The organism is Peribacillus sp. QJM3NY_7 (assembly GCF_056173225.1).
In genome coordinates, this window is record NZ_CM149663.1 from 2,304,037 (window position 1) to 2,330,770 (window position 26,734).

Below are 26,734 nucleotides of genomic sequence, written 5' to 3' on the forward strand. Positions count from 1 at the left end.
GAGAGGGTAGTATGAACAAGGTTGATTTGAATTGTGATTTAGGAGAAAGTTTTGGCGCTTACCGGATGGGTAATGATCAAGAGATTTTAGATTATGTAACATCTGTTAATGTAGCTTGTGGATTCCACGCTGGTGATCCGACAGTCATGAGAAAAACGGTTCAGCTTGCTTTAGGAAAAGAAGTCAAAATCGGAGCCCACCCAGGTTTACAGGATTTAATAGGATTTGGCAGACGCAATATGAATATTTCTCCACAGGAAGCTTATGATATTGTCGTCTATCAAATTGGAGCATTAAATGGCTTCCTGCAATCCGAAGGCGGAAGCATGCAGCATGTGAAACCGCATGGGGCTTTGTACAATATGGCCGCAAAGAACAAGGAGTTATCCATGGCCATTGCCGAAGCGGTATATAAAGTGAATCCCGAACTTATTTTATTTGGTTTGTCGGGCAGTGAATTAATACGCGCCGGACAGGCTATCGGATTGCAAACTGGGAGTGAAGTATTTGCCGATCGCACGTACCAACATGATGGTTCATTGACTTCCCGATTGGAAAAGGACGCACTGATTGAAAACGATGATGTTGCGGTTGCCCAAGTCATTCGCATGGTGAAGGAAGGGAAGGTACTGTCCCAGCAAGGCTCAGATGTGGCTTTAAAAGCAGATACCATTTGTATTCACGGGGACGGGGCACATGCTTTATCCTTTGCACGGCATGTTAGGGAGTCTTTGCAATTATCTGAAATAACAGTCAAGTCCTTTTCTTGAAAAAAACTAAACAATCAGGAGGCAGATTCAATTGGAGCCAATCAAAAATACAACAGCACAGAAAAAGAATTTGACTAAGCCAAAAACGAACCGCACTTTATTGTTAGGTGCAGCATTCCTAATGGCAACTTCGGCAATAGGACCAGGTTTTTTAATGCAAACGACCGTTTATACCCAAAGTCTTGCGGCAAGTTTCGGTTTCGTTATTCTTATTTCGGTCATTCTTGATATATTTGCCCAAACTAATGTATGGCGGATTATTGCTGTATCCGAAAAGCGGGGTCAAGAGATTGCAAACATGGTCCTTCCTGGGCTGGGTTATGTACTGGCAGCGCTGATCGTCATGGGCGGGCTGGCATTTAATATTGGAAATATCGCAGGAGCCGGATTAGGTCTGAATGCGATGACGGGAATATCCCCAACTACGGGGGCGGCAATAAGCGCAGTCATCGCCGTACTGATTTTTGTAGTGAAAGAAGCAGGAAAAGCGATGGACCGTTTTACGCAAATCGCTGGATTTTTCATGATTTGTTTGATGATTTACGTTGCTTGGACAACCTCTCCTCCTGTAGGGGAAGCGGTAGTGAAGACCTTTGCTCCTGATAAAATCGATATTATCGCCATCGTTACATTAGTGGGCGGATCTGTAGGCGGCTATATTACTTTTGCGGGGGGCCATCGTCTATTGGATGCAGGAGTGAAGGGCGTTGACTCATTACCACAGGTCACGAAGAGCTCGGTAATGGGGATCCTCATAACGACTGTCATGCGCGTTGCCTTATTTCTGGCAGTACTGGGTGTTGTATCGAAAGGATTACAAATTAATCCGGATAACCCTGCAGCATCCGTTTTTCAACTGGCTGCGGGTGATATAGGATATAAAATCTTCGGTATCGTCATGTGGGCAGCAGCTATCACATCTGTTGTTGGAGCTGCATATACTTCGGTTTCATTTGTCAGAACTTTCAGCGAAAAGATAAATAAGAAGGCTAACTGGATAATCATTGGCTTTATAGCCGTATCGACCATTTGCTTTCTATTGATTGGTCAACCGGTTAAAGTATTGCTTATAGTTGGGGCCATTAATGGACTCATCTTACCAATTGCTCTTGGAACATTGCTAATTGCCGCATATAAGAAAAATATCGTGGGTGATTATAAGCATCCTTTATGGTTAACGATTTCCGGGGTATTCGTGGTAGTCATCATGGCGTTGATGGGTGTATATACATTAATGAAACAACTTCCAGCACTTTTTTAATGATTAATGAATGAAAATCCAATAAATAAAAGTGGAAGTGGCGTGCCAGTTTGTCACTTTCTGCCACTTTTTAATAGGAGATGAATACTAATGATTGATCTTTCTCAAGCTACCCCGGCTGAGTTGCGTTCAATGATTCGAAACAACGAATTGATAAAGCCGACCGCTGGCATGGCTAACGGTTATGCACAGGCGAACTTAGCCATCTTAAAAAAAGAGCATGCTTTTGATTTCTTATTATTCTGTCAGCGTAACCCTAAATCCTGTCCATTGCTGGATGTTACGGAAATTGGTTCACCCATTCCCGCATTTGCAGCGAGGTCTGGGGATATCCGCACCGATATTCCGAAATATAGGGTATATAAATATGGAGAATTAGTGGAAGAAGTAACGGATATCTCAAACTACTGGGAAGAGGATATGGTTGGATTTTTAATTGGGTGCAGCTTTACATTCGAACACGCCCTTTTAAACAATGATATATCGATTCGTCATATTGAAGAGGGATGCAATGTACCAATGTATAAAACCAATATCCCTTGTATTGAAGCAGGGATTTTTCATGGGAAAATGGTGGCTAGCATGAGGCCGATTCCACAAAAGGATGTGGTGAGGGCAGCTCAGGTGACATCGCGGTTTCCGGCCGTTCATGGCGCTCCAATCCATATTGGCGACCCTGAAGTGATCGGTGTTTCCAGCATTCAGCATCCGGATTTTGGTGATCCAGTAACGGTTCGTGAAGGGGAAGTCCCGGTATTTTGGGCATGTGGTGTAACACCTCAATCCATTGCTATGGAAACTAAACCGGAGATCATGATCACGCATGCACCTGGATATATGTTCATAACGGACATTCGTGATGAAAAATTAGGAGTTTTATAACTGACAGAAAGAGATGATTCCTATGCCGGAAAAGCTTTTGAAAAAAACTGCATGTACACTTTCTCCATTAGGCGATTCCGCAATCGTGATAACATTCGGGAATGGAATGGAATACAGCGTTCACAAAAAAATAAAATTGTTAAAGGATTTGCTGGAAGATGAACCTTTTGCAGGGTTTATAGAATGTGTACCGGCTTATACCAATTTGACGGTTTTTTATGATCCACTGGTTATTCATAAGGAACAAAATAAAAGCAATGGTAATGAAACCATATCTCCCTTTGAAGTGGTCCGTTCCATCTTGGAAATGAAATTACAGGATTTAAAAGAAGATAAGAAACTGATACATCGAACGGTTACCATTCCCGTGTGCTATGGGTATGAATATGGACCCGATCTGGAATATGTTGCACGCTATAATGATTTGACTACTGATGAAGTCATTCATATTCATTCAACCGGTGAATATTTGGCTTATATGATCGGGTTCGCACCGGGTTTCCCGTTTCTTGGCGGACTTTCAGAGAACATCGCGACACCTAGGCGTTCCTCTCCCCGAATGACCATTCCGGCAGGGGCAGTAGGGATTGCCGGTATGCAAACGGGAGTATATCCCATATCAACGCCTGGTGGATGGCAATTGATCGGACAAACGCCAACCAAACTATTTTTACCAAATGTAAATCCTCCAAGTCTATTACAAGCAGGGGACATTGTGAAGTTCCATCCGATTACGGATCAAGAATATAAAGAAATGATTCTTAAGGAGGGGATACAGTGAGCCTGCGCGTAATCAAACCGGGATTATTGACCAGTATACAGGATCTTGGAAGAAAAGGATTCAAGCAACATGGGGTGATTGTAAGCGGGGCGATGGATGCACATTCTTTACGAATTGCCAATATGTTGGTTGGCAATGAAGAAGGAGAAGCGGCCTTGGAAATTACATTAATGGGTCCGACCATTAAAGTAGAGAAAAATTGCCTGATTTCGATAACAGGTGGAAATTTATCACCTACACTTGATAATAAGGTGGTACCGATGTGGAAGCCCCTTCTTGTGAAAAATGGATCGATTCTTCGATTTGAAGGGTGTAAATCAGGTTGCAGGGCGTACTTAACTGTAGCGGGAGGCTTTGCTATTCCTGAAATTATGGAGAGTAAAAGCACATATCTAAGGGCTGGGATTGGCGGTTATATGGGGAGGGCATTAAAGGTTGACGATGTCTTGCAGTTTAATGAACCTTCGAAGAATCTTGATGATCGAACGTTCAAAGGTTCATTTTCCTTCCCAAAGTGGTTTGTCAATGAGAAGGAGTTCATGCCAGGAGGAAAACCTCACATCCGTTTCATCGATGGAAGCCAATATGAATATTTCACAGATTCAAGTAAAGATAGTTTTGTAGAGAGGCTATTTAAAGTTTCCAATCAATCCGACCGCATGGGATATAGAATATCGGGCCCTGCACTGAAATTAAAGGATAATGGGGAGTTATTATCTGAAGCGGTTACAAATGGGTCCGTTCAGGTTCCTCCAGATGGAAATCCGATCATCCTCCTTTCAGATAGCCAAACAACGGGCGGATATCCTAAGATAGCTCAGGTGATTACGGCGGATTTACCAATTATCGCTCAGGTTAAACCAGGGGAATCGATTCAGTTCTCACGGGTGAATTTAAAGGAGGCTGAACGGCTGTTCCTTCAAAAAGAACGGCAATTGAAGGAATTGAAAGTTTCAATTTCATTGGCCTTGAAAAAATGGCTGGATATATAATGCTTCTACAATTAACGCAAAAGATGAGAAAGTACTCTTAAAGGGTGCTTTCTTCAGACTGTAGGCAAACTCGATGAAAATCGAGTTTGTCTACATTTTTTTATAGCTTGTACAATTTGACGTTGATTGGAACGTAAGGCTCGCTTTCCGCGGGCGGTCCGGGAGCCTTCTCGGCTTTCGCCTGCGGGGGCTCCCATGGACACGTTTTTCCCGCTGGAGTCTCGAACACCCGCTCCAATCAATTTTGTTTTACCTTTTAGATAGAACACTTTTGCTTAAATCAACTGGTGCCACCGAACCATTTGGTTGGTAAAATTGAGGCTTCCTTGACTTCACTTTCATTTATGACTTGGTGAAAGATATGTATTCAGAGGTAGGACGCCCAATTATTATCCTGTTATTTTTCATTCAATATACCTTCGATATTCGTTCTATGTGTAAAACGATTGAAGAAGCTGAAACACATATGGATTACCGTTGAACTTATGTCTGCAAACTGGAGAAAGTACTCTTAAAGAGTGCTTTCTTTTTTGTTTCATTAAACAAAGTTCATGATAAAGAAGGTCCCTTTCTTCCGCTATGTCCAATAATGTCTTCCAAAACCGGTTTGCAATTCGAAAGAGAGGAGAAGTTGACATGCATTTTTTCTCCAAAAAAATCTTGAAACCCAACATCCTCATACGTACTTATTTACATTATTACTAATCCCAAATAAGAAGTTATGAAATTAGAGTGAAGGAAATACGGACTAATCACCATTCTGACGTCTGAATTTCTGTTTATTTTCAAAAGTTAAGGGGATTTTTCCAAAAGGATGGGGAAGTTCCCCGATATCGAACAATCAGACAAGATCTTACAATAAGGGTATGGTAATTGTTTGTAATGAGGAGGAATAATAATGCAGGCAAAAGTCGCCGTAAATCAAAAAACAGGAAAATCGATTGATGATGCTTTTGCATCACATTTTGCAAAGTCTATGTTTCTAGCAGTTTGCGGACTTGTATTCTTATCGTTTATAGGTACGAGAATGTTTACACACGTGGATTTAAACCTTTATGGCTATATGGTGGGGACGTTTATTTTTATTGGGGGTTTCTTTTACAGATTTATCGCTTGGGGGGAAAGGCCGCCAACAAAGGTTTTTATAAAAAAAGGAATCAAAATTCTCTTAAGAAGATCAACGCCCAAAACAACAGTTGAACATTTAGCAACATACAATTTCATCTGGAACAGGGGAATTTACCGATGGACTCAGCACGTTCTTATGGGCTGGGGCTGCATTCTTTCCTGCTTCGTGACCTTTCCTCTAGTATTTGGATGGATGTACTTCACAATGGACGAGAACGGTTACTACAACATCATCGCAATGGGGATCCAAGTAATGACAGTGCCTGCTGATGGGCTCATTGCAAAGTTATCATATAACGCACTGAACATAACAGCAGTGATGGTCATTTCCGGAGTAAGCATGGCCCTTTATCGCCGTTTGAAAAATATGCAGGCAAGGGCAGAGCAACAATTCATGTATGACTTCCTTCCATTATTCATGCTGTTATTGGTCAGCGTTACAGGATTGGCACTAACGTTCATGAACATTTTTATGCATGGTGCAGGACAGCCGGCCATGTCCCTGATTCACCAATGGTCAGTCATCATTACATTGATTTATCTTCCGTTTGGAAAACTTGCGCACATACCTTTCCGCCCAATGAGTGTATTTGCAAGAAACTACAGAGAACATTATGCGGAACAATCCATGAAAGGATGCAAAGTATGCGGTAATGAGTTTGTTTCAACAGAACAATCAAAAGATGTCATAGAGGTACTCGGCAGGAATGATATAGAATTCCAAGCGAAAGAAGGCCACCATCTCGCTGAAATGTGCCTTCCTTGTCGAAGAAAATACAGGATTGCCCAATTTTCTGGGTTCCCCATCCATGAAGTAAAAGTTAAGGAGGCAAACCAGGATGCAAAAGGATAAGTTTTTTAAAGCAGAAAGTAATGTGGTACACCCGAATGAAACATTGGTCAAAACCCATTGTGCTTATTGCGGAATGCAGTGCGGAATGAATTTAAGGGTAAATGTAGCGACGAATAAAATCATTGGGGTTGAACCCCGTTATGACTGGCCTGTAACGGTAGGGAAAATGTGTCCAAAAGGGGTTACAGCTTACCAGCAGACGAATCATGATGATCGTATTTTAAAACCGCTTATTCGTGATGATGCTTCATTAAAGGGAACAAAGGAAGGTTTCCGTGAAGCAAGCTGGAATGAGGCGTATGATTTAATCGCAAATAAGTTCAGGGAACTTCAAGTTAAATATGGAAAAGATTCATTATCCGTTTTCAGCGGGGTATCAATGACAAATGAAAAATGCTATTTAACAGGGAAATTTGCACGTGTGGCTCTTGGAACTCGCTACATTGATTATAATGGCCGATTTTGCATGTCGAGTGCAGCCGGGGGATTCCTTCGTTCTTTTGGAGTTGATAGAGGTTCAACATTACCTTGGACTGATATTCATGAAACAGATTGCTTATTTATTGCAGGAAGCAACACAGCAGAATGCCATCCAACCTCTATGTTCCGTGTTTGGAACGTACAAGAAAGAGGAGGGTACATTATCGTGGCAGATCCCCGTGAAACTCCTATTGCGAGAAGAGCAGATGTTCATCTTGACTTGAAACCGGGAACGGATCTTGCCCTTGCTAATGGAATCTTAAATCTATTAATTCAAAACGGTTATGCTGACGAAGAATTCATTAATAATCATACGAACGGGTTTGAAGAAACAAAAGAACTTGTAAAAGAATTTACACCGGAATATACGAGTGAGCTTACAGGTGTGGCATCGAAAAAAATCATTCATGCAGCAGAAATTTATGGGAAATCACCAAATGCAGTTGTCATGTTCGCACGTGGAATCGAACAGCAGCATAAGGGTGTTGACAATGTATCTGGATATACAAACTTGGCGCTTGTGACAGGTAAAATCGGACGGCCAAAGTCTGGTGTAGCGACATTCACCGGTCAAGGAAACGGACAGGGGGGACGGGAGCATGGCCAGAAAGCCGATTTATTGCCAGGATACCGTAAAATTACAAACCCTGAACATGTAGCAGAAGTTTGTAAAGTATGGAAAATCACTCCTGAAGAAATGCCCCAGCCGGGTGTATCTGCATATGAAATGTTTGAGTTGATGGAACAAAAAACGATTCGCGGACTGTATCTGCTATGTTCTAATCCTGCAGTATCTGCTCCGAATCTGAATTTCGTCAGAACTTCGATGAAAAATCTTGATTTTATGGTGTGTTCGGATTTCTATCTTTCTGAATCAGCGGAGTTTGCGGATGTGATCCTGCCATCTGTAACGTGGTCAGAAGATGAAGGAACAGTTACTAACCTTGAAGGAAGAATTATTAAGATAAATAAGGCACAAGAACCAATCGGTGAATCTAAGCCCGACTGGCAAATACAAGTAGAACTTGCAGAACGTCTTGGAAAAGGAAAATACTTTTCCCATTTGAAAACAGCAAAAGATATAGCTGATGAATTCAGGCTGGCTAGTAAAGGAGGATATGCCGATTATTATGGTGCTACATGGGATAAGATCGACAAACAGGACGGAGTTTTTTGGCCTTGTAAGGATGAAAATGATATGGGAACGCCGCATATGTTCCTGGATAAAAAATTCTATCACGCAGACGGGAAAGCGAAAATTTGTGCGCTTCCTTACCGTCCCCCTGCTGAAGAGCCAGATGAAAAATATCCACTTCGTTTAACAACCGGTCGTGTCGTTTACCACTACTTATCTGGAAACCAGACGAGAAGAATCCAGTTTCTGCGTGATATGTGCCCGGAGCCATACGTCGAAGTGCATCCGAAAACAGCAAAAAAATACAATATGGACCATGAGGATAAGGTCCGCCTGTACACCCGGAGAGGCGAGGCAATCTATAAAGTGAAAATTACAGAGGCAATTCGTAAGGACACTGTATTTGTTCCATACCACTTTGGGCACGAGCAATCTATCAACCTATTAACGATTGCAGCGCTTGACCCAATATCCCGTATGCCGGAGTTTAAGGTCTGTGCGGCTCAAATGGAAAAAGTCGAAATAAAGAAGGTGCAATAAATGAAAAAGAGGCTCTATTTAGAACTTGAAAACTGCATAGGATGCCGGTCATGCCTTGCTGCTTGTACACAATGCGGAGGTCATGAAGAGCGGAACAGGAACTACGTTTATGATGTAAACCCTCTAGTCAATCGGCAGACGATGCCTCTTATGTGCCTCCATTGTGTGAATCCGGCCTGTGCAAGAAGTTGTCCTGCCCAGGCAATCCAAATACATGAGACAGGGGCCGTCTTATCAGCTCTAGTTGAAAAATGTATTGGCTGCCAAAACTGTACGATCGCTTGTCCGTATGGAATACCAAAATTTGACACAGAGCAAAACTTAATGTATAAATGCGATTTATGTATTGACCGGACAAAAAACGGTATCCCGCCAATGTGTGCAAGTGTTTGTCCATCCAACACACTTCAGTGGCTCACCGATGAGGAAATTGGAAATAGAAAAAAACAATTTAATCTAGATAATGGAAAATGGGTGAGTAGCCTGCCTTATCTTGAAAGTGAAACGAACGTTAAGGTAAATTTGCCTGGTATTTTACAAGGAATTGAAAAGCTATTTTAGGAGGGATTTATATGCCGTCGGATAAAAATAATAAAATCCCCTTTAATGAAGATAATTACACCCATAATATTGAACGGGATAATGAAAGAAAGCTCGACAGACGAGGGTTCATGAAAACACTAGTGGGAGCTGCAGGAGTATTCGCGATTTCATCCCTTCCTTGGGGAGCGATTGCGGCTAAAGAATTGATGGGTCTTGGGGAAAAGGAGTATCCTCACAAAAAAATAACTAATGTAAGCGGACTTCCAATTGGTGACGCAGTAGAGTTTAAATTTCCAGGGGATCATGATGATGCCATTTTGATCAGATTGTCTGAAACGAAATACGTAGCATACCAAAATGCATGCACACATCTTCGTTGCCCGGTATTTTGGGTGAAAGAAGAAGGTGAAATGATCTGCCCTTGCCATCATGGGAAATTTGATGTTGAAACAGGTGCTCCAACTGCCGGACCTCCAAGGAGGCCCCTGCCTGAAATTCAAGTGAAAGTAGAAAATGGCGCAGTATTTGCTGTAAGGGTGAAGCGTTATGAAGTTTAAGTACATCGGTGTCGCGTTGCTTTGTGCTTTCTTGATGATGAATATTGTATTTATCCAATTTATGGTTCACCAATTTTATTATGAAAATTATATAAATGTACTAATATTTGGGGGATTAAACATAGTGGTGTTTCCCTTAGCGTTATTTACTTATAAAAAAACGAAAAACGAAAAGGCGTGAATCAAATGAACAGTGAAACATATTTTGATTTTTGTTTTGTAAAAGAAGCAACTGGAAATTTTGCTGCTGAAATCGATAAGCTCCTTTCAGACCTTTTTAAAGGTGTCCGTCTTAACTGGTATTTAGATGAAAAGTCAATAGATGGGACCGATATTGTAGTTGCCGAAGTAAAGGGAATGAGCAATTGGGAGTCTGTAGTGGAAACAATTGAATTTATCGAGAATCATGCAGAAGATACATTCTGGGAATATTTGCGGGGTTTTCAAATGAATGTATACAGTGCAAAGAGAGGGTGCAATACATGTGGGACACATTAATTTGGACGGTTTACAATCATTAGTCTCGGAAAAAGCCAGAGTGGCAATCTTGGATGATGATGGGCAGGATAAAGCGCCTTTTGTTACTAAAACGATAGATAAGGTGGAGATTTGTCCTGACATGACCCATCTACGCATTTATTTTGATCACCTGAATTTTTTCGCTGTTCCCCTGACATGCAATATGGTTCGAAATAAAAATGAGTGGTCAGCTTTTGACGCAAACACGGGTTTACAATATGTAATTAGAAGAGAGAGTGATCAGAATGATTAAGAAAATACAGCTTCCATTACAGACTTTAAACTTAATAGTCGGATTTATGGTATGGGTATTAATTTCTTCCCTGATGCCCTTTATTAAAGAAGATATTGCTATACCGGAGAGTCAGCTTGCCCTGGTGACAGCCGTTCCTGTTATTTTGGGATCTGTACTTCGTATCCCCCTTGGCTTTTACGCCAATCAGTTCGGAGCCAGGAAAATTTTTCTGATTAGCTTTATGTTACTATTGTTCCCTGTTTATTATATCAGCATTGCCGATTCCCTTGTCGATTTGTTGATTGGAGGACTTTTCCTTGGTATTGGAGGAGCCGTATTCTCTGTTGGAGTAACCTCTTTACCTAAGTATTATCCAAAGGAACGTCATGGCTTTATAAATGGAATTTACGGTGCCGGAAACCTGGGCACGGCAGTATCGGCATTTGCAGCACCCGTTGTAGCTGAGAATTTTGGTTGGTCAACAACTGTACAGCTTTATCTTGTGATCTTGGCGGTCTTTATTGCAGGTAACTTTCTGTTAGGGGATAAAAAAGAGCTGAAAGTAAAAACACCGCTTTTAGAACAAGTGAAGAGTGTCTACAAAAATGAAAAACTATGGCTGCTAAGTTTATTTTACTTTATAACATTCGGTTCTTTTGTTGCATTTACTATCTATCTGCCAAATTTTCTTGTAGCTAGCTTTGGATTGGATAAGGTTGATGCTGGTCTAAGGACAGCAGGCTTTATTGTTCTTGCTACCCTTATGAGACCAATTGGCGGATGGCTTGCAGATCGTTTTCATTCTCTCATTCTGCTCATGTTCGTTTTTGGAGTGTATACAGTTTCAGCGATGATCCTATCCTTTGCTCCATCAATTGGCTGGTACACTATTGGCTGTTTGAGTATTGCCCTATGTGCCGGAATGGGAAATGGTGTTATTTTTAAACTGGTGCCGATGTATTTCCAAAAGCAGGCTGGTATTGTGAATGGGATCGTTTCCGCTATGGGCGGTTTGGGTGGTTTTTTTCCGCCATTAATTTTATCCTTGTTATTCAATATCACAGGACATTATGCAATCGGGTTCATGGCGCTGTCGGAAGTTGCCCTTGCAAGCTTGATTTTAGTTGTTTGGATGTATTTCCAAGGCAAAATGGGGCTTGCCAAAGAAGTGATCGATCATACAATAGAAGGGATTCTAATTACCGATACCACCGGTAAGATCATTTCAGTAAACCCGTCGTTTTGCAGTATTACGGGTTATCAGGAAAATGAAGTAATTGGTAAGAACCCTAGTATACTTAAGTCGGGTAAACAATCTCGAACTTTTTATGAGGGTTTGTGGAAATCCATTGAGATAAATGGATTTTGGCAAGGTGAAATCTGGAATAGCCGAAAGGATGGACAGCAATATCTGCAATGGCTGACCATTAGTTCGATAAAGAATGATGCGGGGGATGTCGTTCAATATGCAGGTATGTTTAGTGACATTTCAAGTCATAGAGTGAAAAAAGCATAAAATGAACTGCGCGCATTAAATGATTGGATTTGAAGGCTGAATTGTAGTTTTCAAGAACTAGAAGTTCTAATGCTAGGTTTCAGGTGGGAAAAAAGGTATACGTTAGTTTTCTCACCACTCTGCCGAAAGCGTAATTGGGGGAGCATGCCGCATTTTGAATGGCCAATAATCAGCGACAATTGAAAAAGGAGGGTGGGAATGAATACTCAGCCACTTAAAAACAACATCAGTTCTTATATCATACAAACACATGAAGAAGAGATTAAAAGAATTGCGATGGAGCTTCATGAAGGTGTGGGGCAGTCCCTTTCCAGTCTCTTTTCCGGAATGCAGCTCATTGAAACGGCAATCGAACAGCCTGCCATGAGAATTTATGCAGGTGATATGAAACAGCTATTGGAGAAGGCAATTCAAGAAATCAGGCTTTTGGCTGTAGAATTGCATCCTCCTACCCTTACGACTTTTGGGCTTATTTCAGCTATTAAAAGCTACATGAAAATATACACCTCAACCTATGGTATTGAGGTTGAGATGGAGAATCTGGGAATTGAATCGCAAATCTCTGATAGAGATAGCATTACACTTTTCAGGGTCTGCCAAGAAGCATTGGTGAATATAGCAAGGTATGCTGATACAACAAAAGCAAGTATACTATTCAAATGGGGAAAAAGCATGTTATTAATTATGATAAAAGATTCAGGGAAAGGATTTGAGGTTGAAGCCGCCATGAATAAGCTGAGCGGGCTTGCCGCCATGTGTGAAAGAATGCATTTGATTGGCGGGAATTGTACCATTTTTTCAAAAATAGATCATGGGACTTCTATAGAGATTTCTCTGCCATTATATTAAAATGCTAAACAAGGGGTTTGCGAATTGTGCAATCCCCCTTGTTGTTTCATATAACGATACAAACACGAACAAAGCTAGGGGGAGCTGCTTTGATAAAAATTTTGCTTTGCGATGATCACGCCGTTGTAAGAATGGGCTTAAAGATGCTACTAAACAATCATCCTGATATGGAAGTCATTGGGGAAGCTTCAGAGGGGAATGAAGGAATACAACGAGCACTAGAGCTTCAGCCTAATGTGGTAGTCATGGATTTAAGCATGCCACATGGAAAAGATGGCTTATCGGCTACTTCAGAACTGAAGAAACTCATGCCCGAGGTAGCCATATTGATACTTACCATGCATGATGATGATGAATATTTGTTCAGAACCATTCAAGCCGGGGCTTCAGGCTGTATTTTAAAAAGTGCACCCCATGAAGAACTATTGGTAGCCATCCGATCTTTATCAAACGGAAATGCTTACCTTCATCCATCTGCAACAAAAAGGATAATGGAAGAATATTTAGGCAGTGTGAAGCAGGGAACCGCTGATTCCATCAATCTGTTGTCTGACCGTGAAAAAGAGGTACTTACGTTGATTGCGAAAGGGTTTTCCAATAAAGAAATTGCCGGACAGCTTGTCATAAGCGTGAAAACGGTTGAAAGCCATAAAGGAAACCTAATGGAAAAGCTCAAGATGAAAACAAGGCATGAACTTGTTGCATTCGCTTTAAAAAAGGGGTTATTAGGGTATGGAATTTAACTTGGACAGTAAATCGAAAGAGGAACAACCATTTAAAAAAGCGTGTGAATATGTATTAGATGAAATGAACGGTGATTTTGTAGGACTTGCCTTACAAAACAGAAAAGGTCCTGATATAAGCTGGCATTCTGCCGCCGGCAACAGAAATGATAAGTACAAAAGGATAACTGTTCGATATGGAAAAGGAATTGCAGGCAGGGTCATATCAACGGGGACGCCGATGAAGATTGAGGGTTTCCCCAATAATATCCACGGCAAAGCTTTAGATTATCCCATCATGCTTGCGGAAAATCTCCGTTGCGCCTTCGCGGTTCCGATTCAATTTAAAGGTGTTCCCAAAGGGGTATTATTAGTAGGTAAACGAACAGTTCAGCCCATTTCTGAAAGTGACCAGCATAAGATCCTTGATGCAGCGAAAAAACTGGAAAAGGAATTGAACAGCTTAATTTAACATGGCAACAAGGAGGATTATGTATGGACTTGAATAAACATTTGGAAATGGAAAAAGGGGGTACGCCTGGATCCAACGATGCGACAATCCTTGTCAATGAATCTGGAGTCATCTCTTTTGCGAATCAACAGGTATATGACAACTTTGGTTATGAACATCATGAATTGAACGGGGAAAAGCTTCTGAATCTTATACCAGGGGCAAACCTGCAACACAGCGGAGCAGGGGAGATTATCCACCAGTTGGGGATCCACCGGGATGGTCATGCTTTTTCGCTTTTTTTCAGGGTGAACTCCTTTCAGCTTGCGAAAGAGCTTTATTACTTAATTGTAGTCCATAAAGTGAAAGACCAATCACGGATTAACCAGCAGCAATCCTATCCGATCAATGAACTGGTTGATTTAATTTACGCACTCGATGAATCTACGATTGTTGCATTTACTGATGAAAAGGGCAAGATAATAAACTTTAATAAGAAATTTTGTGAGGTATCCAAATATTCAGCAACAGAGCTTATCGGGAAGGACCACCGAATTATCAATTCAGGTCATCATTCAAAGGAATTTATGCAAGAGCTTTGGCGGACAATTTCATCAGGAAGTGTTTGGCGGGGTGAAATCAAGAATAAAGCGAAGGATGGAACTCATTATTGGGTCGATACCACAATTGTCCCTTTCTTAAATGAAAAAGGGAACCCATATAAATACCTGGCAATTCGCAAGGAAATTACCGAATATAAACGAGTTTTAGAGGAATTGGGGAAATTCGTAAATAAAATGGCCGATTTCCAATTTGCTTTGGATGCTTCCTCGATTGTAGCAATAACCGATCAAAGAGGGACGATTAAATATGTCAATGATCAATTTTGCCGGATTTCAAAGTTTTCAAAAGAAGAGCTGATCGGACAGGATCATCGGATCATTAACTCGGGATTTCATTCGAAAGAGTTTTTCAACAATCTTTGGAAAACAATATCATCAGGGGAAGTATGGAAAGGCGAGATTAAAAATAAGACCAAGGATAATACTTATTATTGGGTTGATACGACAATCGTTCCATTTCTTGATGAGTTCCAGAAACCTTATCAATATTTAGCGATTCGTTATGAAGTGACCCAGCGTAAGCTTGCGGAAGAAGAGATTAAGAAAATGACCGGGAAAATCATTGATGTGCAGGAAGAAGAAAGAAAACGCATTTCCCGAGAGCTTCATGATGATATCGGACAAAACTTATACAGCCATCTCATAACGATTAACAGACTTCAGACAGAAATGGATCATCCCCTGTTAGATCAAATGCAAGATGAAGCGGCCGAAATTATCGAATCACTCCGGCATCTATCCTGGGAATTAAGGCCATCGGTACTTGATGATCTTGGACTGTTCCCTGCCATACGCTCTTTAGTAGCGCAATTTTTAGAGCATCATCATATCAAGGTCCATTTTGAATGCTATTTGAACTGCCGTCTGAATGCAAACAAAGAAATTACCATTTACCGTATTATTCAAGAGGCATTAACAAATATTAGGAAATATGCCTATACCGAGGAAGCTGCAGTGACGATCCAGGAAATAGAGGAAGAAGTTCGTGTAGAAATAGAAGATCAAGGAAAGGGCTTTGATATCGAAAAAGTTACCCGAGGAGTAGGCTTATTCAGTATGGAGGAAAGAGCCAGAGTTTGCGGCGGAAACCTTATCCTTCATTCTCGTGAAGGGAAAGGGACAAAAGTAATATTGAAAATGCCTTTGTAGTGGATGGGTTTTCGTAATGATCAAGTAACTTAATCAGCTAAACGCTTCAGCATTTCACATTATTACTCGTTCCATGGGCTTCGGGATAATAAAATGATTCGATCAAATATTAAAAAGTGCCGGTAAATCAAATGAGAATACAAACAGAGCATTTCGAAAAACAATCAATACGGTTATTTTCATTACATCCTTTCTTCCATGTTTTATAATAGAATGATAGTTAAGGAAAACATGTATCATGAAAGGAGACATTGTATGCAGGCACATAACAAAACGGTCGTGAAATCCATGCAAATCCTAACCCTTTTCATAAATCATCCAAAACTGACCTTTAATGAAATGATGGAACTTTCCAATTTGCCGAAAACGTCGTTACACCGTATGGTGGGATCTTTGGAGGAAATGGGGTTTTTGACAAAGGACGATGATGGCCGCTATTCACTTGGATTGATATTCCTTCAGTTTGGTCAACTGGTAGGGGAGCGTTTGGATATCAGGTCAATCGCCTATCCGATCATGAAAGACCTACGGGATGATGTTGAAGAAGCAGTGAATTTAATTGTAAGGGATAAGGATGAAGCGATGTATATTGAAAAGGTGGACACCCTGCAGCCTGTTCGACTTTATACATCCATTGGAAGGCGTTCGCCATTGTACGCTGGCGATTCTCGAATCATCCTAGCGTTTTTGCCAGAAGTAGAGCGTGAAAATTATTTGGAAAACATCCAATTAAAACCAATCGCCATGGGAACGATTACGGATAAAACTAAACTCCGTCATGCAATGGATGAAGCGAGATCAAATGGGTACACGATAACTTCATCAGAACTGGAGGATTATACAAAAGCGGTGAGTGCGCCGATACTCAATGGTAAAGGTGAAATAGTAGCCGGTATTAGTGTCGCTGGGATTGAAGCAAGATTTCAGGAAGATCGCTTGCCTGAATTGATTGACAAAGTAACGAAAGCTGCCAAAGCCATTTCCGTGAAACTTGGTTCTCAAACACATTAATGAAAATAGAAAAATCATTTCATTTTCGGAATATATTTTTAAATAAGATAACTTATTTAAGATAGTCGATTCCTGCAGTCTACATATAGGAAGTAAAGCCACCGCTTATGGTGGTTTTTTGTCATGTCACATGCCCAGTTGAACCAAAACGAAAAAGTGAACCATCAGGGGTTCAATTTTCAGTTTGTAGACAAAAGGGGTTCGGAATTAAAAAACTCTGAACCCCTTTTGAAATTCCCTTTGAATTTTCGCCCGCAGGGCAAAGGTAACAATCAAAATGTTCATCGTATACATAGTCCTGTTTGCGGAAAAATCCTTCTTTGGTGCGAGGAAGTGTATAAGGTAAAGCCGGTATGATTTCTTTGTTAAATAGGTAGCTTGTAATCGCTGGTGTTTTATAAGCTGCATCTGCGGCAACGGCTTCCAGTTTTCCAACTTTCTCAATCACTTGTTCAACTAGTGGCTCTAAGGTCTGGACTGTGATGTGTATTTCCAGGTGTTACAATCATTCCCAATACAAAACCGTTGCGGTCTGCGGCCGCTTGGAATGAATAGGCAAACTGTTTTGTTCGTTCATCTTTAACACATAGTAGCCACTCTCAGAATCCGTTATACTTTCTTTAATCTCTTTGGTCTCTTCTTTATCAAATTTATCTGGTGGAAAAGGCTTTTTTTCCATGGTTTTCACGATCTTGATTGATTTCTTCTTGAAGACGTCCTTGATACGCTCGTGTTTCTTTACGAACGATTTTCTTTTCAAATTTCCGTTTATTCGCACTGGCTTTCACATGTGTGGAATCCACGAAAACGTGTTCAGCACTTATTAACTTTTTATTAGCAGCTGTCATTAACATGCGATAGAAAATCTGTTCAAACAGGTCTGTATATTAAATTGTCGCTCATAATTTTTCCCGAACGTGGAGTAGGAGGTACTTTATCATGGAAACCATAGCCTAAGAATCAACGGTAAGCCATATTGGTTTCAACTTCTTCAATCTTTTTACGCATGGAACGAATACCGAAGGTATATTGAATGAAAGTCAGTTTAACTAAAATAACAGGATCAATACTTGGGCGTCCTAACTCTGAATACATATCTTTCACCAAGTCATAAATGAAAGTGAAGTCAATGGCAGCCTCCATTTTACGATCCAAATGGTTCGCTGGCACCAGTTGATCTAAAGTAATCATTTCAAGTTGATCTCGCTGAATAGAATCATGTTTAGAAAGCATCCTCATCACTTCATGTTTTAATACTTTTATTTTAAAACAAAAATGACTCCAGGCAAAAGTGTTCTATCTAAAAGGTAAGACAAAGTTGATTGGAGCGGGTGTTCGAGACTCCTGCGGGAAAAGCGCGTCTAGGGGAGACCCCGCAGGCGAAAGCCGAGGAGGCTCCCCGACCGCCCGCGGTAAGCGAGTGCCCTACGTTCAATCAACGTCCAAATTGTACAAGCCATAAAAATAGACAAACTCGATTTTCATCGAGTTTGTCTACAGTCTGCAAGGTAAACCATTAGGGGTTCACCTTTTCCTATATCGTAATACTTTATCGCAAGATTGTTAGTCAGCCATTAAATACGCACAAAGTGTGATTGATTGATATTTCTTGGCACCCCGATGTCAGCCATTGTAAGTAAACCTGGTTTACGGAGGGCATCAATTTGCTTAGCGGTATTGATGATCATTGCTGCGGTTGCAGTATCTCCAAAAATGCCGTTTGGAACAATCAACCTTTGGGTTTCGTTCCCCTCAATAACGATTTCATCTTCCTGTTTAATACCTGCAGACATCGTTAAATCCAAGGAAATTTCCTTTCCGTCCACAGTCTTGCCTGTGGAAATTTGATGAAGCCCCATAACATCCCCTCGTTTTAAGGCAGTTAGCGGAACGGTCATATTTTCGCTTGCAATCGTTGGTTCAATGGTATTGATAACATTTGAAAGTTCCCAATTCAGCCCATAAGCAATTAACCTTACAGACTCCTCAAGACCTACATGACCAATTTCATTCCGTTGGGCCAAAAATTCAAACTCTTCTCTGGTCATCCCGATTCCGACCTTTTTTTGTAAAGGGAGGCGCCTTTTCGAAACATCAACTTTACGGATGACCTTAATTTGGTTAACGGTGGTCAATACTGTTGTAAAAGAAATGGCCATAGTATCCATGATGTACCCTGGATTGATTCCGGTCCCGATGACACTAAGTCCTTTTCCTTTAGCATAATCATCTATTTCCTTTGAAAGTAAAGGGTAGCGATGCCAAGGGAAGGAAAGCTGTTCACAGGTGGAAACCACTGAAAAACCGTGATCTAGCAGCTCTTTGATTTGGGGCCATACTTGTTGTGCATTGGAACCGGTTGCATGTAAGGCGATAGGGTGGTCAGCTTCAGTATTTACGTCCTGGATATGGGGAACTACACACTTGTTCGTTTCCTTTTCTTCGATCAGGAAGCCAATATCTTTCCCTACCTTATCGGGGTCAATATCGACAACACCGATAATAGATTGAGGATTCGTTTGATAAGCACTGCGTAGAATTTCAATTCCGATGGGACCGAGCCCGAATACTGCGAATTCAGAATATTGGATAGTCATTTATCTCTCATCCTTTCAAATAACTTATAACAAAATGCTAACATTGAATGATAAATAATAAAAATAGTTAATTTTTATATATTTATAAAGAATCGTTATAAAAGGAAGACGGCAACCGAATGAGCGGAAGAAGAATCATTCTTCAATTTTGGGTTTACCTATCTAAGGAAACGTTGGTTGGCGGTTCACGAATTGTATGCCTTATTCACCTCAAGCTGCAGCATAAGTTGGGGTGATGGACAGAAAACCGCCATACTATTCCCGGTTAAAACTCTTTACTTGAACGAAATAGACTTAGTAGCGCTTCAGTCCCATGATGGACATTTTATTGCTGCAGATCATGATGTTTCAAATAATTATGGAGATGCATTACCTAAGGTACGAGGATTTGCAGAAACATTAGCTGGTTTTATGTGATAGATGGGTAAAGTATTGTTTCGGGTTGTTTTCATCGAAACTCTACCTTATTTAGTTTTGTATATAAAACTACTTTTTTCTACTAAAAAATATTATTCGAAATATTATTGACTATTAAGAAAATTCAATATAATATTAAATATCGGTAACAATGTTTTTTATATGAAACAAAAGTTGCTGCTATCTTTTGAAAGGGGGAGTTGGTGAAGTTTGATAGCATGATAGCCATTTTGTATCGAAAATCATGAAAGCGCATTCAAACGAGCCTATTATAAGGGGGAAATAACATGTTACAAGGTCAAAAAAGATGGTTGTACATTGCGATTCCTATTTTTTTCTTCTGGTTTTTCGGTCAGATTGATAAAGTAGGTATCTCTGTTATCCAAACCGATCCGGGATTTTTAAGTGATCTTGGTCTGACTGGCCCGGATAAAAATGCGAAAATTGGCTTGATCTCCTTTATATTCATGATTTCATACTCCTGTTCCAACATTTTTTGGGGTGTTATTATCGACAAGTTAGGGGCGCGGAAAACAGCGGTTTTAGGTTTACTGGTATGGACTGCGACAATGGTCATGGGAGGACTGTCCACTTCATACGAAATGTTTTTAATTAGTAGGGTCATCCTCGGAATCGGGGAAGGCATGATGATCCCGATATCGGGTAAATTCATATCGAATTGGTTTAATAAAAGAGAGCTTGGCAGGGCACAGTCATTCTGGATTACTGGAAACTACCTTGGCCCGGCAGTGGGTACCGTTATGCTCATCCTCATTATTTCAACATTTCATTGGCAGGCCGCGTTCTTTGCTCTCGCCGCCTTTAACTTGTTTATAAATATTCCAATGTTCCTGTATTTGGCTCGTAATACGCCTGAAGAACATCCACGCATGAGTAAAGAGGAAGTCTCCTATATTCGCCAAAAGGACGAAATGCATGATGTGCAGTTGAAGCAATTCTTCGCAAAGGATTATCGTTATTGGATTGTCTGGTTTGGCAATTTGATGTCGTCCTTTCTGTTCTTTGGAATCAGTATTTGGCTTCCTACCTATCTCGTGGAGGCCAAAGGCTTTGAAAGAGATGCAATGACTGGGATTACCTCATTATCATGGCTATTCGCGCTAGGGTTTGTCCTGGCTGGCGGATTTCTGGCGGACAAAACGAAACGCCCGAGCTTGCTTGCGACGATTCTTTTCATACTAACAGCAGTATTTTTGACAATCGCTGTCATTGCACCTAGTCCTATTATGGCTGGGGTTTCAATGGGGCTCGCCATGGGAACTCAGGGAGGAATGTTTCATCTAACCAATTTCTTCATCATCAAATTTTCAACACCTGAAACAGCGGGACGCGCGGCCGGTTTAATGGGATTCACGAATATTATGGGTGGATTTTCAAGCTATATCATGGGGTGGAGCCGCGATATGTCTGGCGGTGATTTTAGTCCCTCCATTGCCATGCTGATAGTAGCAGCCACTCTGGGGTTTGTCGCGTACTTGTTTATGATTAAACAAGAAGTTGCCGAAAATCACCTTAGTAATACAACAGGAAACAAAGTAACTTTATAGAGAGCAAAAAAAGTAATATCATACGTTTTTTAGAAAGGGTATCTCAGTAAGAAGGGACGCTAGGTTCTTACTGAGAACCACAATAAATCTTGAATACTCATTGACGTGTACACAGGAATAAGGATGACCACAGCTTGATATAGTACAAGGCACATATTCCCGAACGATGGTTTCAGTTTTTTTACAGCTTACATTGACAATGAAGCGATTACATTTTAGAATTGTTTATATAAAAAACATAGTTTTATATATAAAACATTTATTGAGGTTATGTCCTCACTACAAGACCGTATATTTGAACTGTAACCGATCTTTGGATAACCGTTCATTATGTTTGAAAGATATCAGAAGGGGTGGAGACAATGGGCATGGCCTTAAAAGATAAAGTCGTTTTGATTACAGGGGGAGCTTCTGGAATAGGAGAAGCTGTCACACGCCGTTTTATACAAGAAGGAGCAAAAGTGAGCATTATCGGCCGCTCTAAAGAGACATTAGCGAAAATGAAAGGAGAATTTGGTGAAAACATCCTTACTTATCAGGGAGATGTAAGCAAATACGAAGACAATGAGCAAGTGGTCCAAGCTACTGTTGAGCAATTCGGAAAGTTAGATGTCTTCGTTGCGAATGCAGGCGTGTTCGATGGATTTGCCAAATTTGCCGATGTGACTCCCGAGGCGCTTTCCGAAGCGTATGATTTTCTATTCAATATTAACGTAAAAGGCTCTTTTTTCGGAGCTAAAGCTGCTCTTGAAGAACTGAAAAAAACGAATGGCAATATTATTTTTACCGTGTCCGGTGCAAGTTTTTATCCAGATGGCGGCGGTGTTTGGTATACAGCGAGCAAACACGCCCAAATTGGATTGATGCGCCAGCTTGCGTTCGAACTATCGCCTTCCATCCGGGTAAATGCCGTAGCCCCAGGGGGTACATTGACAGCACTCACGGTGATTCCACCGCTGCGTCCATTTGTGAAAATCGTCGATAATGATACGAAAGCAAGCAGCATTAAAAAACGGAATATTCTTCAACTTGCCCAGATGCCGGAAGATCACGTTGCGGCTTATGTACTGTTAGCTTCTGACGAATCACGCGCAATCACCGGTGAAATCATTTCCAGCGACGGCGGATTGTCAGTGCGGGGCCTTGGCTAAGCTGGAGAGGTATTTGAATACGTTAGCTGAATTGTAAGACGGGAAAGGAAGTACTTTCTTTATAGGGTTTCAAGCAAAATATAAAAATAGTAAATCATTCTCTAATTTAAGAAAGTTATATCAAGTTTGGGGGCTTTAAGAGTTAAAGACTTACCTTTAGAAGGGGACTGATCGTATGCCATTCGTAAAAGTAGAAGATTTAAGCATTCATTATGAAATAGAAGGTAATGGAGAACCTCTAGTATTATTACATGGTATGAGCAATAATTCACAGTCATGGAAGGAACAAATCCAGGAATTAAAGGAGCATTATACAGTAATCGCATGGGATGCTCCGGGTTATGGGAAAAGCTCAGATCCAGAAGAAGAATATAGACATTTTAAAGAGTTCGCACGTATTCTGAACGGCATGCTAGATCAGCTAAAGCTGGAAAATATCCATCTGCTCGGCCATTCAATGGGAGCGGCAATTGCGATAGAGTACTGTAGCCTGTACCCTAATAAGGTTAATAAACTCATATTAGCAGATTCGACAAGGGGGGCTGCTGCTCTATCAGCAGAAGAGAACGAGACGAAATTGAAAAATCGATTATTTTCAATTGAAAACCTTTCTACTAAGGAGATAGCGGAAAAGAGGATACAAGCACTGCTATCTCCCCATGCTTCAGAAAATGTCCATACACGAGTCAAAGAGATTATGACACAGATAAGACCGGCAGGATATCGTTCGGTAGCATATTCACTTTATCATCTAAATCAAATGAGTATGTTATCTCATATAGCTGTTCCTGTTCTTGTGATTTGTGGTGAGTTGGATACTGTAACTCCCATTAAGGAATCAGAAGCCATTCATGAAAAGCTAATAAACTCCCGGCTAGTGATTATTCCAGATGGCGGTCATTTGTGTTACCAGGAAAATCCAAGGAAGTTTAATTCGAGCATTTTGGAATTTTTGAAAGGTATTGAGTAGGAAACGGCTTCTACAAATACTTTAGTAAAACCAGGGCCAAGATTAGAGAGGAATGAATAGGAAAAATGGCTAATTATACAATCGTTGATAAAGAAACGTGTATTGCTTGCGGAGCTTGTGGTGCTTCAGCTCCGGATATTTATGATTATGATGAAGAAGGGATTGCATTCGTTATATTGGATAATAATGTTGGGGCAGCGATTATACCTGATGAACTCGAGGAAGATATGATAGATGCTTCAGAAGGATGTCCAACAGATTCTATAAAAGTGGCTCAAACATCCTTTGATGGTAACCCTAATAAATTTGAATAATAATTTTAGGTGCGTTTGTGACCAGTAGCTTTATAGATTTTTAATGTGGTGACATATCCAGATTGTCTTTGAAAGAGTGGATATTCAATTGCTTTTATCCATCATTTCTGAAACAAAGGAAAAGGAAGAATTACTTGTGGAAACATTACAAGTTTATCCCTTACAACCAGTAAATCACGTTCAGTATGAACAACCAACCTAGAAGAACAAGGAGTGATTGCATTGACAGAAGAAAAGAAGGTCTATGACATAACTATTATTGGCGGCGGCCCAGTTGGCTTGTTTACTGCGTTCTATGGCGGAATGAGGCAAGCGAAGGTGAAAATCCTCGAAAGTCTTCCTCAACTGGGTGGACAGCTTTCGGCTCTTTATCCCGAAAAATTCATTTATGATATAGCTGGTTTTCCAAAAGTAAGGGCGCAGGAATTGATAGAGAATTTAATAGAACAAATGAAAGTATTCGAACCAACAATTTGTCTTGAAGAAGCAGTTGAACAAATGGAAAAGCAAGCAGACGGAACATTTAAGATCACTACAAACCTCGATACTCATTTCTCTAAATCAGTGATCATTACTGCTGGAAATGGAGCCTTTCAGCCTCGTAAACTAGAATTGGAAGATTCAACACAGTTCGAGGATAAGAATTTGCATTATTTCGTGAATGATATGAACCGATTTAAAGGAAGAAAAGTGGCGATTCTAGGCGGTGGGGATTCTGCTGTTGATTGGGCCCTTATGTTAGAGCCGATTGCTGAAAAGGTAACATTGATACACAGAAGAGATAAATTCCGTGCCCATGAGCATAGTGTAGAAAAATTAGTGAATTCCTCTGTTGAGGTCAAAACACCTTATATTCCCTCCGAATTGGTAGGAACAGATCACATTACGCAAATAGTTTTAGAACACACTAAGACTCAACAAAAAGAAGTGGTTGACGTAGATGATTTAATTATTAATTACGGCTTTGTCTCTTCTCTTGGAGCGATTAAAGAATGGGGTCTAAACATCAATAAAAATGCAATTATCGTTAATTCCAAGCAAGAAACAAATATTTCAGGCATATACGCAGCCGGGGATATTTGTACGTATGATGGAAAGGTTAAATTAATTGCTTCCGGATTCGGTGAAGGTCCTACGGCAGTTAATAATGCCAAAGCCTATATTGATCCTTTGGCGAAAGTTCAGCCGCTCCATAGTACTTCATTATTTGGATGACCTCTTTCTAACAACAAGACTTTTCTGAAGACTAAAGTACATAGGCTGGGTCCCTAAGATAAAAGTGATGGATAGGGGGTCTCGATTTTCCAGGTCAAAATCGAAAAAAAGTTAAGTTTGATATATTCGAGGCTTTACATGTTTTGTTACTTAACAAGGGAACAGGTTAATATGACTGTTATAATTAAAAGTCGAATTCCTCAACAGTTAGGAATTCGACTTTTTAGATTGGTTTAAGTATCGCCCCTATAGCGATTTTTCACAATATTAATGCGAGACGTGAAAATTTTTCGAAATCTGGTATCCTGTCTAAACTCATTCAAATGTCCCTTTTATCAACGGAATACCCTTATCTACCATAACATGTCCTTTTGCCATTACAGTGACAATTGCAAAAGTTTCCTTTTGCAATAGCACAATATCAGCATCATTGCCGGTTTGGATACTGCCCTTGGTTGATAGTTTCAGCACTTGTGCGGGATTCGTGGTGATGACCTTCAGTGCCGTTTCAAGTGGGATTCCTTCTTCTAAAACAGAATCACGCACTTCGTGATATAGCGAAGATACTTTTCCTACTTGAAGGCCTGCATACTCCCCATGGTTGTTGAAAAATGGAAGACTTGCCTGGCCGTCTGAGGAGAAGGTGATTTGTTCTACCGGAATCCCTTCTTCCAGCATTATGCGCAAGGCAATGCTGCATTTTACTTCGCCATCATCCAGAAACTGAGGAATGGTGCTTGTTGTAAAGTCTACGAACCCGCCCCGTTTTGCGTAATTGATTCCCGCCTTGAATAATTTTTCATTTCGGTTGATATGTGTCGGATGGAGCTGTCGAATCGGAATGTTGGTTTTATCAGCGATTGCATGTAACAACGAGAGCTCGCCATCACCGTCTCCTACATGAACTTCTAAAATACCTGCTTTTCCTGACAGAATACCCCCGTTACGTGCGGCTGCGACGATTTTGGTCAATTCCTCAAAAGTGGGCTCTGATGATCTATGGTCGGAGATGGCAATTTCCCCGACACCGATGATTTTGTCAATGAAAATAAGGTCATCTTCAACTTTTCCTGTCAATGTTTTTACTGGCACTTGGTAGGAGCCTGTATGAATGAAACAGGAAATACCCTCTTCTTCAAGTGCCCGGGCCTTGGCAAGCAGGCTTTCCATTCTACGCGTAGTTCCGTCCGTACCAAGCAATCCGACAAGCGTTGTAATACCTGAAGTCGTAATGTCCGTAAGCATCAGCTCAGGGGTGCGGGTTTTGAATCCTCCCTCACCTCCTCCGCCAATAATATGAACATGTGAATCTATGAAACCTGGAACAACTAAAAGATTGGTCGCATCAATGATATGAATAGGAGCAAAGTTGTCAGGAATCTCGATTCTGTCATCTATGAATGCAATTTTTTCATCTGTAATCAAAATGTCTTTCCGCCCTAAGTAATTGGGTGAGTATATCTCGCCATTTTTAATTAAAGTAAGCAATGCGTTTTTCCTCCTGT

At 40.7% G+C, this 26,734-nt stretch carries 25 protein-coding genes and 1 pseudogene; 23 read left to right on the top strand and 3 right to left on the bottom strand.

The annotated features are described in order from the left end of the window. Window positions 1-11: 11 nt before the first annotated feature. The 17 genes from pxpA to AC0VX1_RS11095 all read left to right on the top strand — a co-directional run bounded on the left by pxpA (window position 12) and on the right by AC0VX1_RS11095 (window position 16,997). The gene (gene pxpA / locus AC0VX1_RS11015; RefSeq protein WP_063593195.1) at window positions 12-770 is read left to right on the top strand and encodes a 5-oxoprolinase subunit PxpA; all 759 of its coding nucleotides are present in this window, start codon (window positions 12-14) and stop codon (window positions 768-770) included. Window positions 771-891: 121 nt separating this feature from the next. Further along, window positions 892-2,031, top strand: coding sequence for an NRAMP family divalent metal transporter (locus tag AC0VX1_RS11020; RefSeq protein ID WP_475471754.1), 1,140 nt, complete (start codon window positions 892-894; stop codon window positions 2,029-2,031). Between the two features lie 90 nt (window positions 2,032-2,121). After that, window positions 2,122-2,913, top strand: coding sequence for a putative hydro-lyase (locus tag AC0VX1_RS11025; protein ID WP_475471216.1), 792 nt, complete (start codon window positions 2,122-2,124; stop codon window positions 2,911-2,913). A gap of 22 nt (window positions 2,914-2,935) precedes the next feature. Continuing rightward, complete coding sequence (gene pxpB / locus AC0VX1_RS11030; RefSeq protein ID WP_413008168.1) at window positions 2,936-3,694, top strand: 5-oxoprolinase subunit PxpB; 759 nt, start codon at window positions 2,936-2,938, stop codon at window positions 3,692-3,694. Continuing rightward, entirely contained in the window at window positions 3,691-4,686 is a 996-nt protein-coding gene (locus AC0VX1_RS11035; protein ID WP_475471219.1) for a 5-oxoprolinase subunit C family protein, read from the top strand. The genes pxpB and AC0VX1_RS11035 overlap by 4 nt, the downstream gene beginning before the upstream one ends. A gap of 898 nt (window positions 4,687-5,584) precedes the next feature. After that, window positions 5,585-6,667 carry a hypothetical protein gene (locus AC0VX1_RS11040; protein ID WP_413024352.1) on the top strand — a complete coding sequence of 361 codons (1,083 nt, stop codon included), beginning with the start codon at window positions 5,585-5,587 and terminating at the stop codon, window positions 6,665-6,667. After that, window positions 6,654-8,822 (top strand): molybdopterin oxidoreductase family protein, encoded by a 2,169-nt coding sequence (locus AC0VX1_RS11045; RefSeq protein WP_475471220.1) that lies wholly within the window; start codon window positions 6,654-6,656, stop codon window positions 8,820-8,822. Before AC0VX1_RS11040 ends, AC0VX1_RS11045 begins: the two co-directional genes overlap by 14 nt. Next, a complete protein-coding gene (locus tag AC0VX1_RS11050) occupies window positions 8,823-9,383 on the top strand; it encodes a 4Fe-4S dicluster domain-containing protein (protein WP_034312626.1) in 561 nt (186 codons plus the stop codon). It begins immediately after the preceding gene. Window positions 9,384-9,394: 11 nt separating this feature from the next. Beyond that, window positions 9,395-9,922, top strand: a complete 528-nt coding sequence (locus AC0VX1_RS11055; protein WP_330502537.1) for a Rieske (2Fe-2S) protein — start codon at window positions 9,395-9,397, stop codon at window positions 9,920-9,922. Between the two features lie 186 nt (window positions 9,923-10,108). After that, window positions 10,109-10,420, top strand: a complete 312-nt coding sequence (locus AC0VX1_RS11060) for a hypothetical protein (RefSeq protein WP_475471223.1) — start codon at window positions 10,109-10,111, stop codon at window positions 10,418-10,420. After that, complete coding sequence (locus AC0VX1_RS11065; protein ID WP_098187641.1) at window positions 10,407-10,694, top strand: hypothetical protein; 288 nt, start codon at window positions 10,407-10,409, stop codon at window positions 10,692-10,694. Before AC0VX1_RS11060 ends, AC0VX1_RS11065 begins: the two co-directional genes overlap by 14 nt. Further along, window positions 10,687-12,192: an MFS transporter gene (locus tag AC0VX1_RS11070; RefSeq protein ID WP_475471225.1), complete on the top strand. Its 1,506-nt coding sequence runs from the start codon at window positions 10,687-10,689 to the stop codon at window positions 12,190-12,192. Before AC0VX1_RS11065 ends, AC0VX1_RS11070 begins: the two co-directional genes overlap by 8 nt. Window positions 12,193-12,390: 198 nt before the next feature. Continuing rightward, window positions 12,391-13,041 (top strand): sensor histidine kinase, encoded by a 651-nt coding sequence (locus AC0VX1_RS11075; RefSeq protein WP_413024358.1) that lies wholly within the window; start codon window positions 12,391-12,393, stop codon window positions 13,039-13,041. Window positions 13,042-13,130: 89 nt separating this feature from the next. Then, window positions 13,131-13,784 (top strand): response regulator transcription factor, encoded by a 654-nt coding sequence (locus tag AC0VX1_RS11080; protein ID WP_328129238.1) that lies wholly within the window; start codon window positions 13,131-13,133, stop codon window positions 13,782-13,784. Next, window positions 13,774-14,235, top strand: a complete 462-nt coding sequence (locus AC0VX1_RS11085; protein WP_413008178.1) for a GAF domain-containing protein — start codon at window positions 13,774-13,776, stop codon at window positions 14,233-14,235. The genes AC0VX1_RS11080 and AC0VX1_RS11085 overlap by 11 nt, the downstream gene beginning before the upstream one ends. 23 nt (window positions 14,236-14,258) lie before the next feature. Beyond that, window positions 14,259-15,986, top strand: a complete 1,728-nt coding sequence (locus AC0VX1_RS11090; protein ID WP_475471227.1) for a sensor histidine kinase — start codon at window positions 14,259-14,261, stop codon at window positions 15,984-15,986. A 255-nt stretch (window positions 15,987-16,241) separates the two neighbouring features. Then, window positions 16,242-16,997 carry an IclR family transcriptional regulator gene (locus tag AC0VX1_RS11095; RefSeq protein WP_413024361.1) on the top strand — a complete coding sequence of 252 codons (756 nt, stop codon included), beginning with the start codon at window positions 16,242-16,244 and terminating at the stop codon, window positions 16,995-16,997. 247 nt (window positions 16,998-17,244) lie between these two features. Here the strand turns inward: AC0VX1_RS11095 and AC0VX1_RS11100 are convergent. After that, window positions 17,245-18,230, bottom strand: a pseudogene (locus AC0VX1_RS11100) (IS1182 family transposase); the annotation flags it as partial. A gap of 341 nt (window positions 18,231-18,571) precedes the next feature. Next, window positions 18,572-19,594 carry a hypothetical protein gene (locus tag AC0VX1_RS11105; RefSeq protein WP_475471229.1) on the bottom strand — a complete coding sequence of 341 codons (1,023 nt, stop codon included), beginning with the start codon at window positions 19,592-19,594 and terminating at the stop codon, window positions 18,572-18,574. Window positions 19,595-19,771: 177 nt separating this feature from the next. Here AC0VX1_RS11105 and AC0VX1_RS11110 point away from each other — a divergent pair, with 177 nt between their 5' ends. The 6 genes from AC0VX1_RS11110 (at window position 19,772) to AC0VX1_RS11135 (ending at window position 25,229) form a co-directional block, all read left to right on the top strand. Further along, window positions 19,772-20,011, top strand: a complete 240-nt coding sequence (locus tag AC0VX1_RS11110; protein ID WP_475471230.1) for a hypothetical protein — start codon at window positions 19,772-19,774, stop codon at window positions 20,009-20,011. 287 nt (window positions 20,012-20,298) lie between these two features. Beyond that, complete coding sequence (locus AC0VX1_RS11115; RefSeq protein ID WP_475471232.1) at window positions 20,299-21,579, top strand: MFS transporter; 1,281 nt, start codon at window positions 20,299-20,301, stop codon at window positions 21,577-21,579. 362 nt (window positions 21,580-21,941) lie between these two features. Next, window positions 21,942-22,730: an SDR family NAD(P)-dependent oxidoreductase gene (locus tag AC0VX1_RS11120; RefSeq protein ID WP_403189457.1), complete on the top strand. Its 789-nt coding sequence runs from the start codon at window positions 21,942-21,944 to the stop codon at window positions 22,728-22,730. A gap of 175 nt (window positions 22,731-22,905) precedes the next feature. Then, entirely contained in the window at window positions 22,906-23,700 is a 795-nt protein-coding gene (locus AC0VX1_RS11125; protein ID WP_440438238.1) for an alpha/beta fold hydrolase, read from the top strand. A 65-nt stretch (window positions 23,701-23,765) separates the two neighbouring features. Continuing rightward, complete coding sequence (locus AC0VX1_RS11130) at window positions 23,766-24,014, top strand: ferredoxin (protein WP_034312590.1); 249 nt, start codon at window positions 23,766-23,768, stop codon at window positions 24,012-24,014. Window positions 24,015-24,236: 222 nt separating this feature from the next. Beyond that, window positions 24,237-25,229: an NAD(P)/FAD-dependent oxidoreductase gene (locus AC0VX1_RS11135; protein ID WP_034312587.1), complete on the top strand. Its 993-nt coding sequence runs from the start codon at window positions 24,237-24,239 to the stop codon at window positions 25,227-25,229. Between the two features lie 315 nt (window positions 25,230-25,544). Here AC0VX1_RS11135 and iadA read toward each other — a convergent pair whose 3' ends face one another. After that, the gene (gene iadA, locus AC0VX1_RS11140) at window positions 25,545-26,717 is read right to left on the bottom strand and encodes a beta-aspartyl-peptidase (protein ID WP_413008188.1); all 1,173 of its coding nucleotides are present in this window, start codon (window positions 26,715-26,717) and stop codon (window positions 25,545-25,547) included. Between the last annotated feature and the right edge of the window lie 17 nt (window positions 26,718-26,734).

What these genes read in the sequence shown, in the direction of transcription:
- AC0VX1_RS11095 (WP_413024361.1), top strand. Translation starts at nt 16,242, where the DNA reads ATGCAGGCACATAACAAAACGGTCGTGAAATCCATGCAAATCCTAACC.
- pxpA (WP_063593195.1), top strand. Translation starts at nt 12, where the DNA reads ATGAACAAGGTTGATTTGAATTGTGATTTAGGAGAAAGTTTTGGCGCT.
- AC0VX1_RS11020 (WP_475471754.1), top strand. Translation starts at nt 892, where the DNA reads ATGGCAACTTCGGCAATAGGACCAGGTTTTTTAATGCAAACGACCGTT.
- pxpB (WP_413008168.1), top strand. Translation starts at nt 2,936, where the DNA reads ATGCCGGAAAAGCTTTTGAAAAAAACTGCATGTACACTTTCTCCATTA.
- AC0VX1_RS11130 (WP_034312590.1), top strand. Translation starts at nt 23,766, where the DNA reads ATGGCTAATTATACAATCGTTGATAAAGAAACGTGTATTGCTTGCGGA.
- AC0VX1_RS11115 (WP_475471232.1), top strand. Translation starts at nt 20,299, where the DNA reads ATGTTACAAGGTCAAAAAAGATGGTTGTACATTGCGATTCCTATTTTT.
- AC0VX1_RS11060 (WP_475471223.1), top strand. Translation starts at nt 10,109, where the DNA reads ATGAACAGTGAAACATATTTTGATTTTTGTTTTGTAAAAGAAGCAACT.
- AC0VX1_RS11090 (WP_475471227.1), top strand. Translation starts at nt 14,259, where the DNA reads ATGGACTTGAATAAACATTTGGAAATGGAAAAAGGGGGTACGCCTGGA.
- AC0VX1_RS11125 (WP_440438238.1), top strand. Translation starts at nt 22,906, where the DNA reads ATGCCATTCGTAAAAGTAGAAGATTTAAGCATTCATTATGAAATAGAA.
- AC0VX1_RS11055 (WP_330502537.1), top strand. Translation starts at nt 9,395, where the DNA reads ATGCCGTCGGATAAAAATAATAAAATCCCCTTTAATGAAGATAATTAC.
- AC0VX1_RS11040 (WP_413024352.1), top strand. Translation starts at nt 5,585, where the DNA reads ATGCAGGCAAAAGTCGCCGTAAATCAAAAAACAGGAAAATCGATTGAT.
- AC0VX1_RS11105 (WP_475471229.1), bottom strand. Translation starts at nt 19,594, where the DNA reads ATGACTATCCAATATTCTGAATTCGCAGTATTCGGGCTCGGTCCCATC.
- AC0VX1_RS11075 (WP_413024358.1), top strand. Translation starts at nt 12,391, where the DNA reads ATGAATACTCAGCCACTTAAAAACAACATCAGTTCTTATATCATACAA.
- AC0VX1_RS11045 (WP_475471220.1), top strand. Translation starts at nt 6,654, where the DNA reads ATGCAAAAGGATAAGTTTTTTAAAGCAGAAAGTAATGTGGTACACCCG.
- AC0VX1_RS11120 (WP_403189457.1), top strand. Translation starts at nt 21,942, where the DNA reads ATGGGCATGGCCTTAAAAGATAAAGTCGTTTTGATTACAGGGGGAGCT.
- AC0VX1_RS11025 (WP_475471216.1), top strand. Translation starts at nt 2,122, where the DNA reads ATGATTGATCTTTCTCAAGCTACCCCGGCTGAGTTGCGTTCAATGATT.
- AC0VX1_RS11050 (WP_034312626.1), top strand. Translation starts at nt 8,823, where the DNA reads ATGAAAAAGAGGCTCTATTTAGAACTTGAAAACTGCATAGGATGCCGG.
- AC0VX1_RS11070 (WP_475471225.1), top strand. Translation starts at nt 10,687, where the DNA reads ATGATTAAGAAAATACAGCTTCCATTACAGACTTTAAACTTAATAGTC.
- AC0VX1_RS11085 (WP_413008178.1), top strand. Translation starts at nt 13,774, where the DNA reads ATGGAATTTAACTTGGACAGTAAATCGAAAGAGGAACAACCATTTAAA.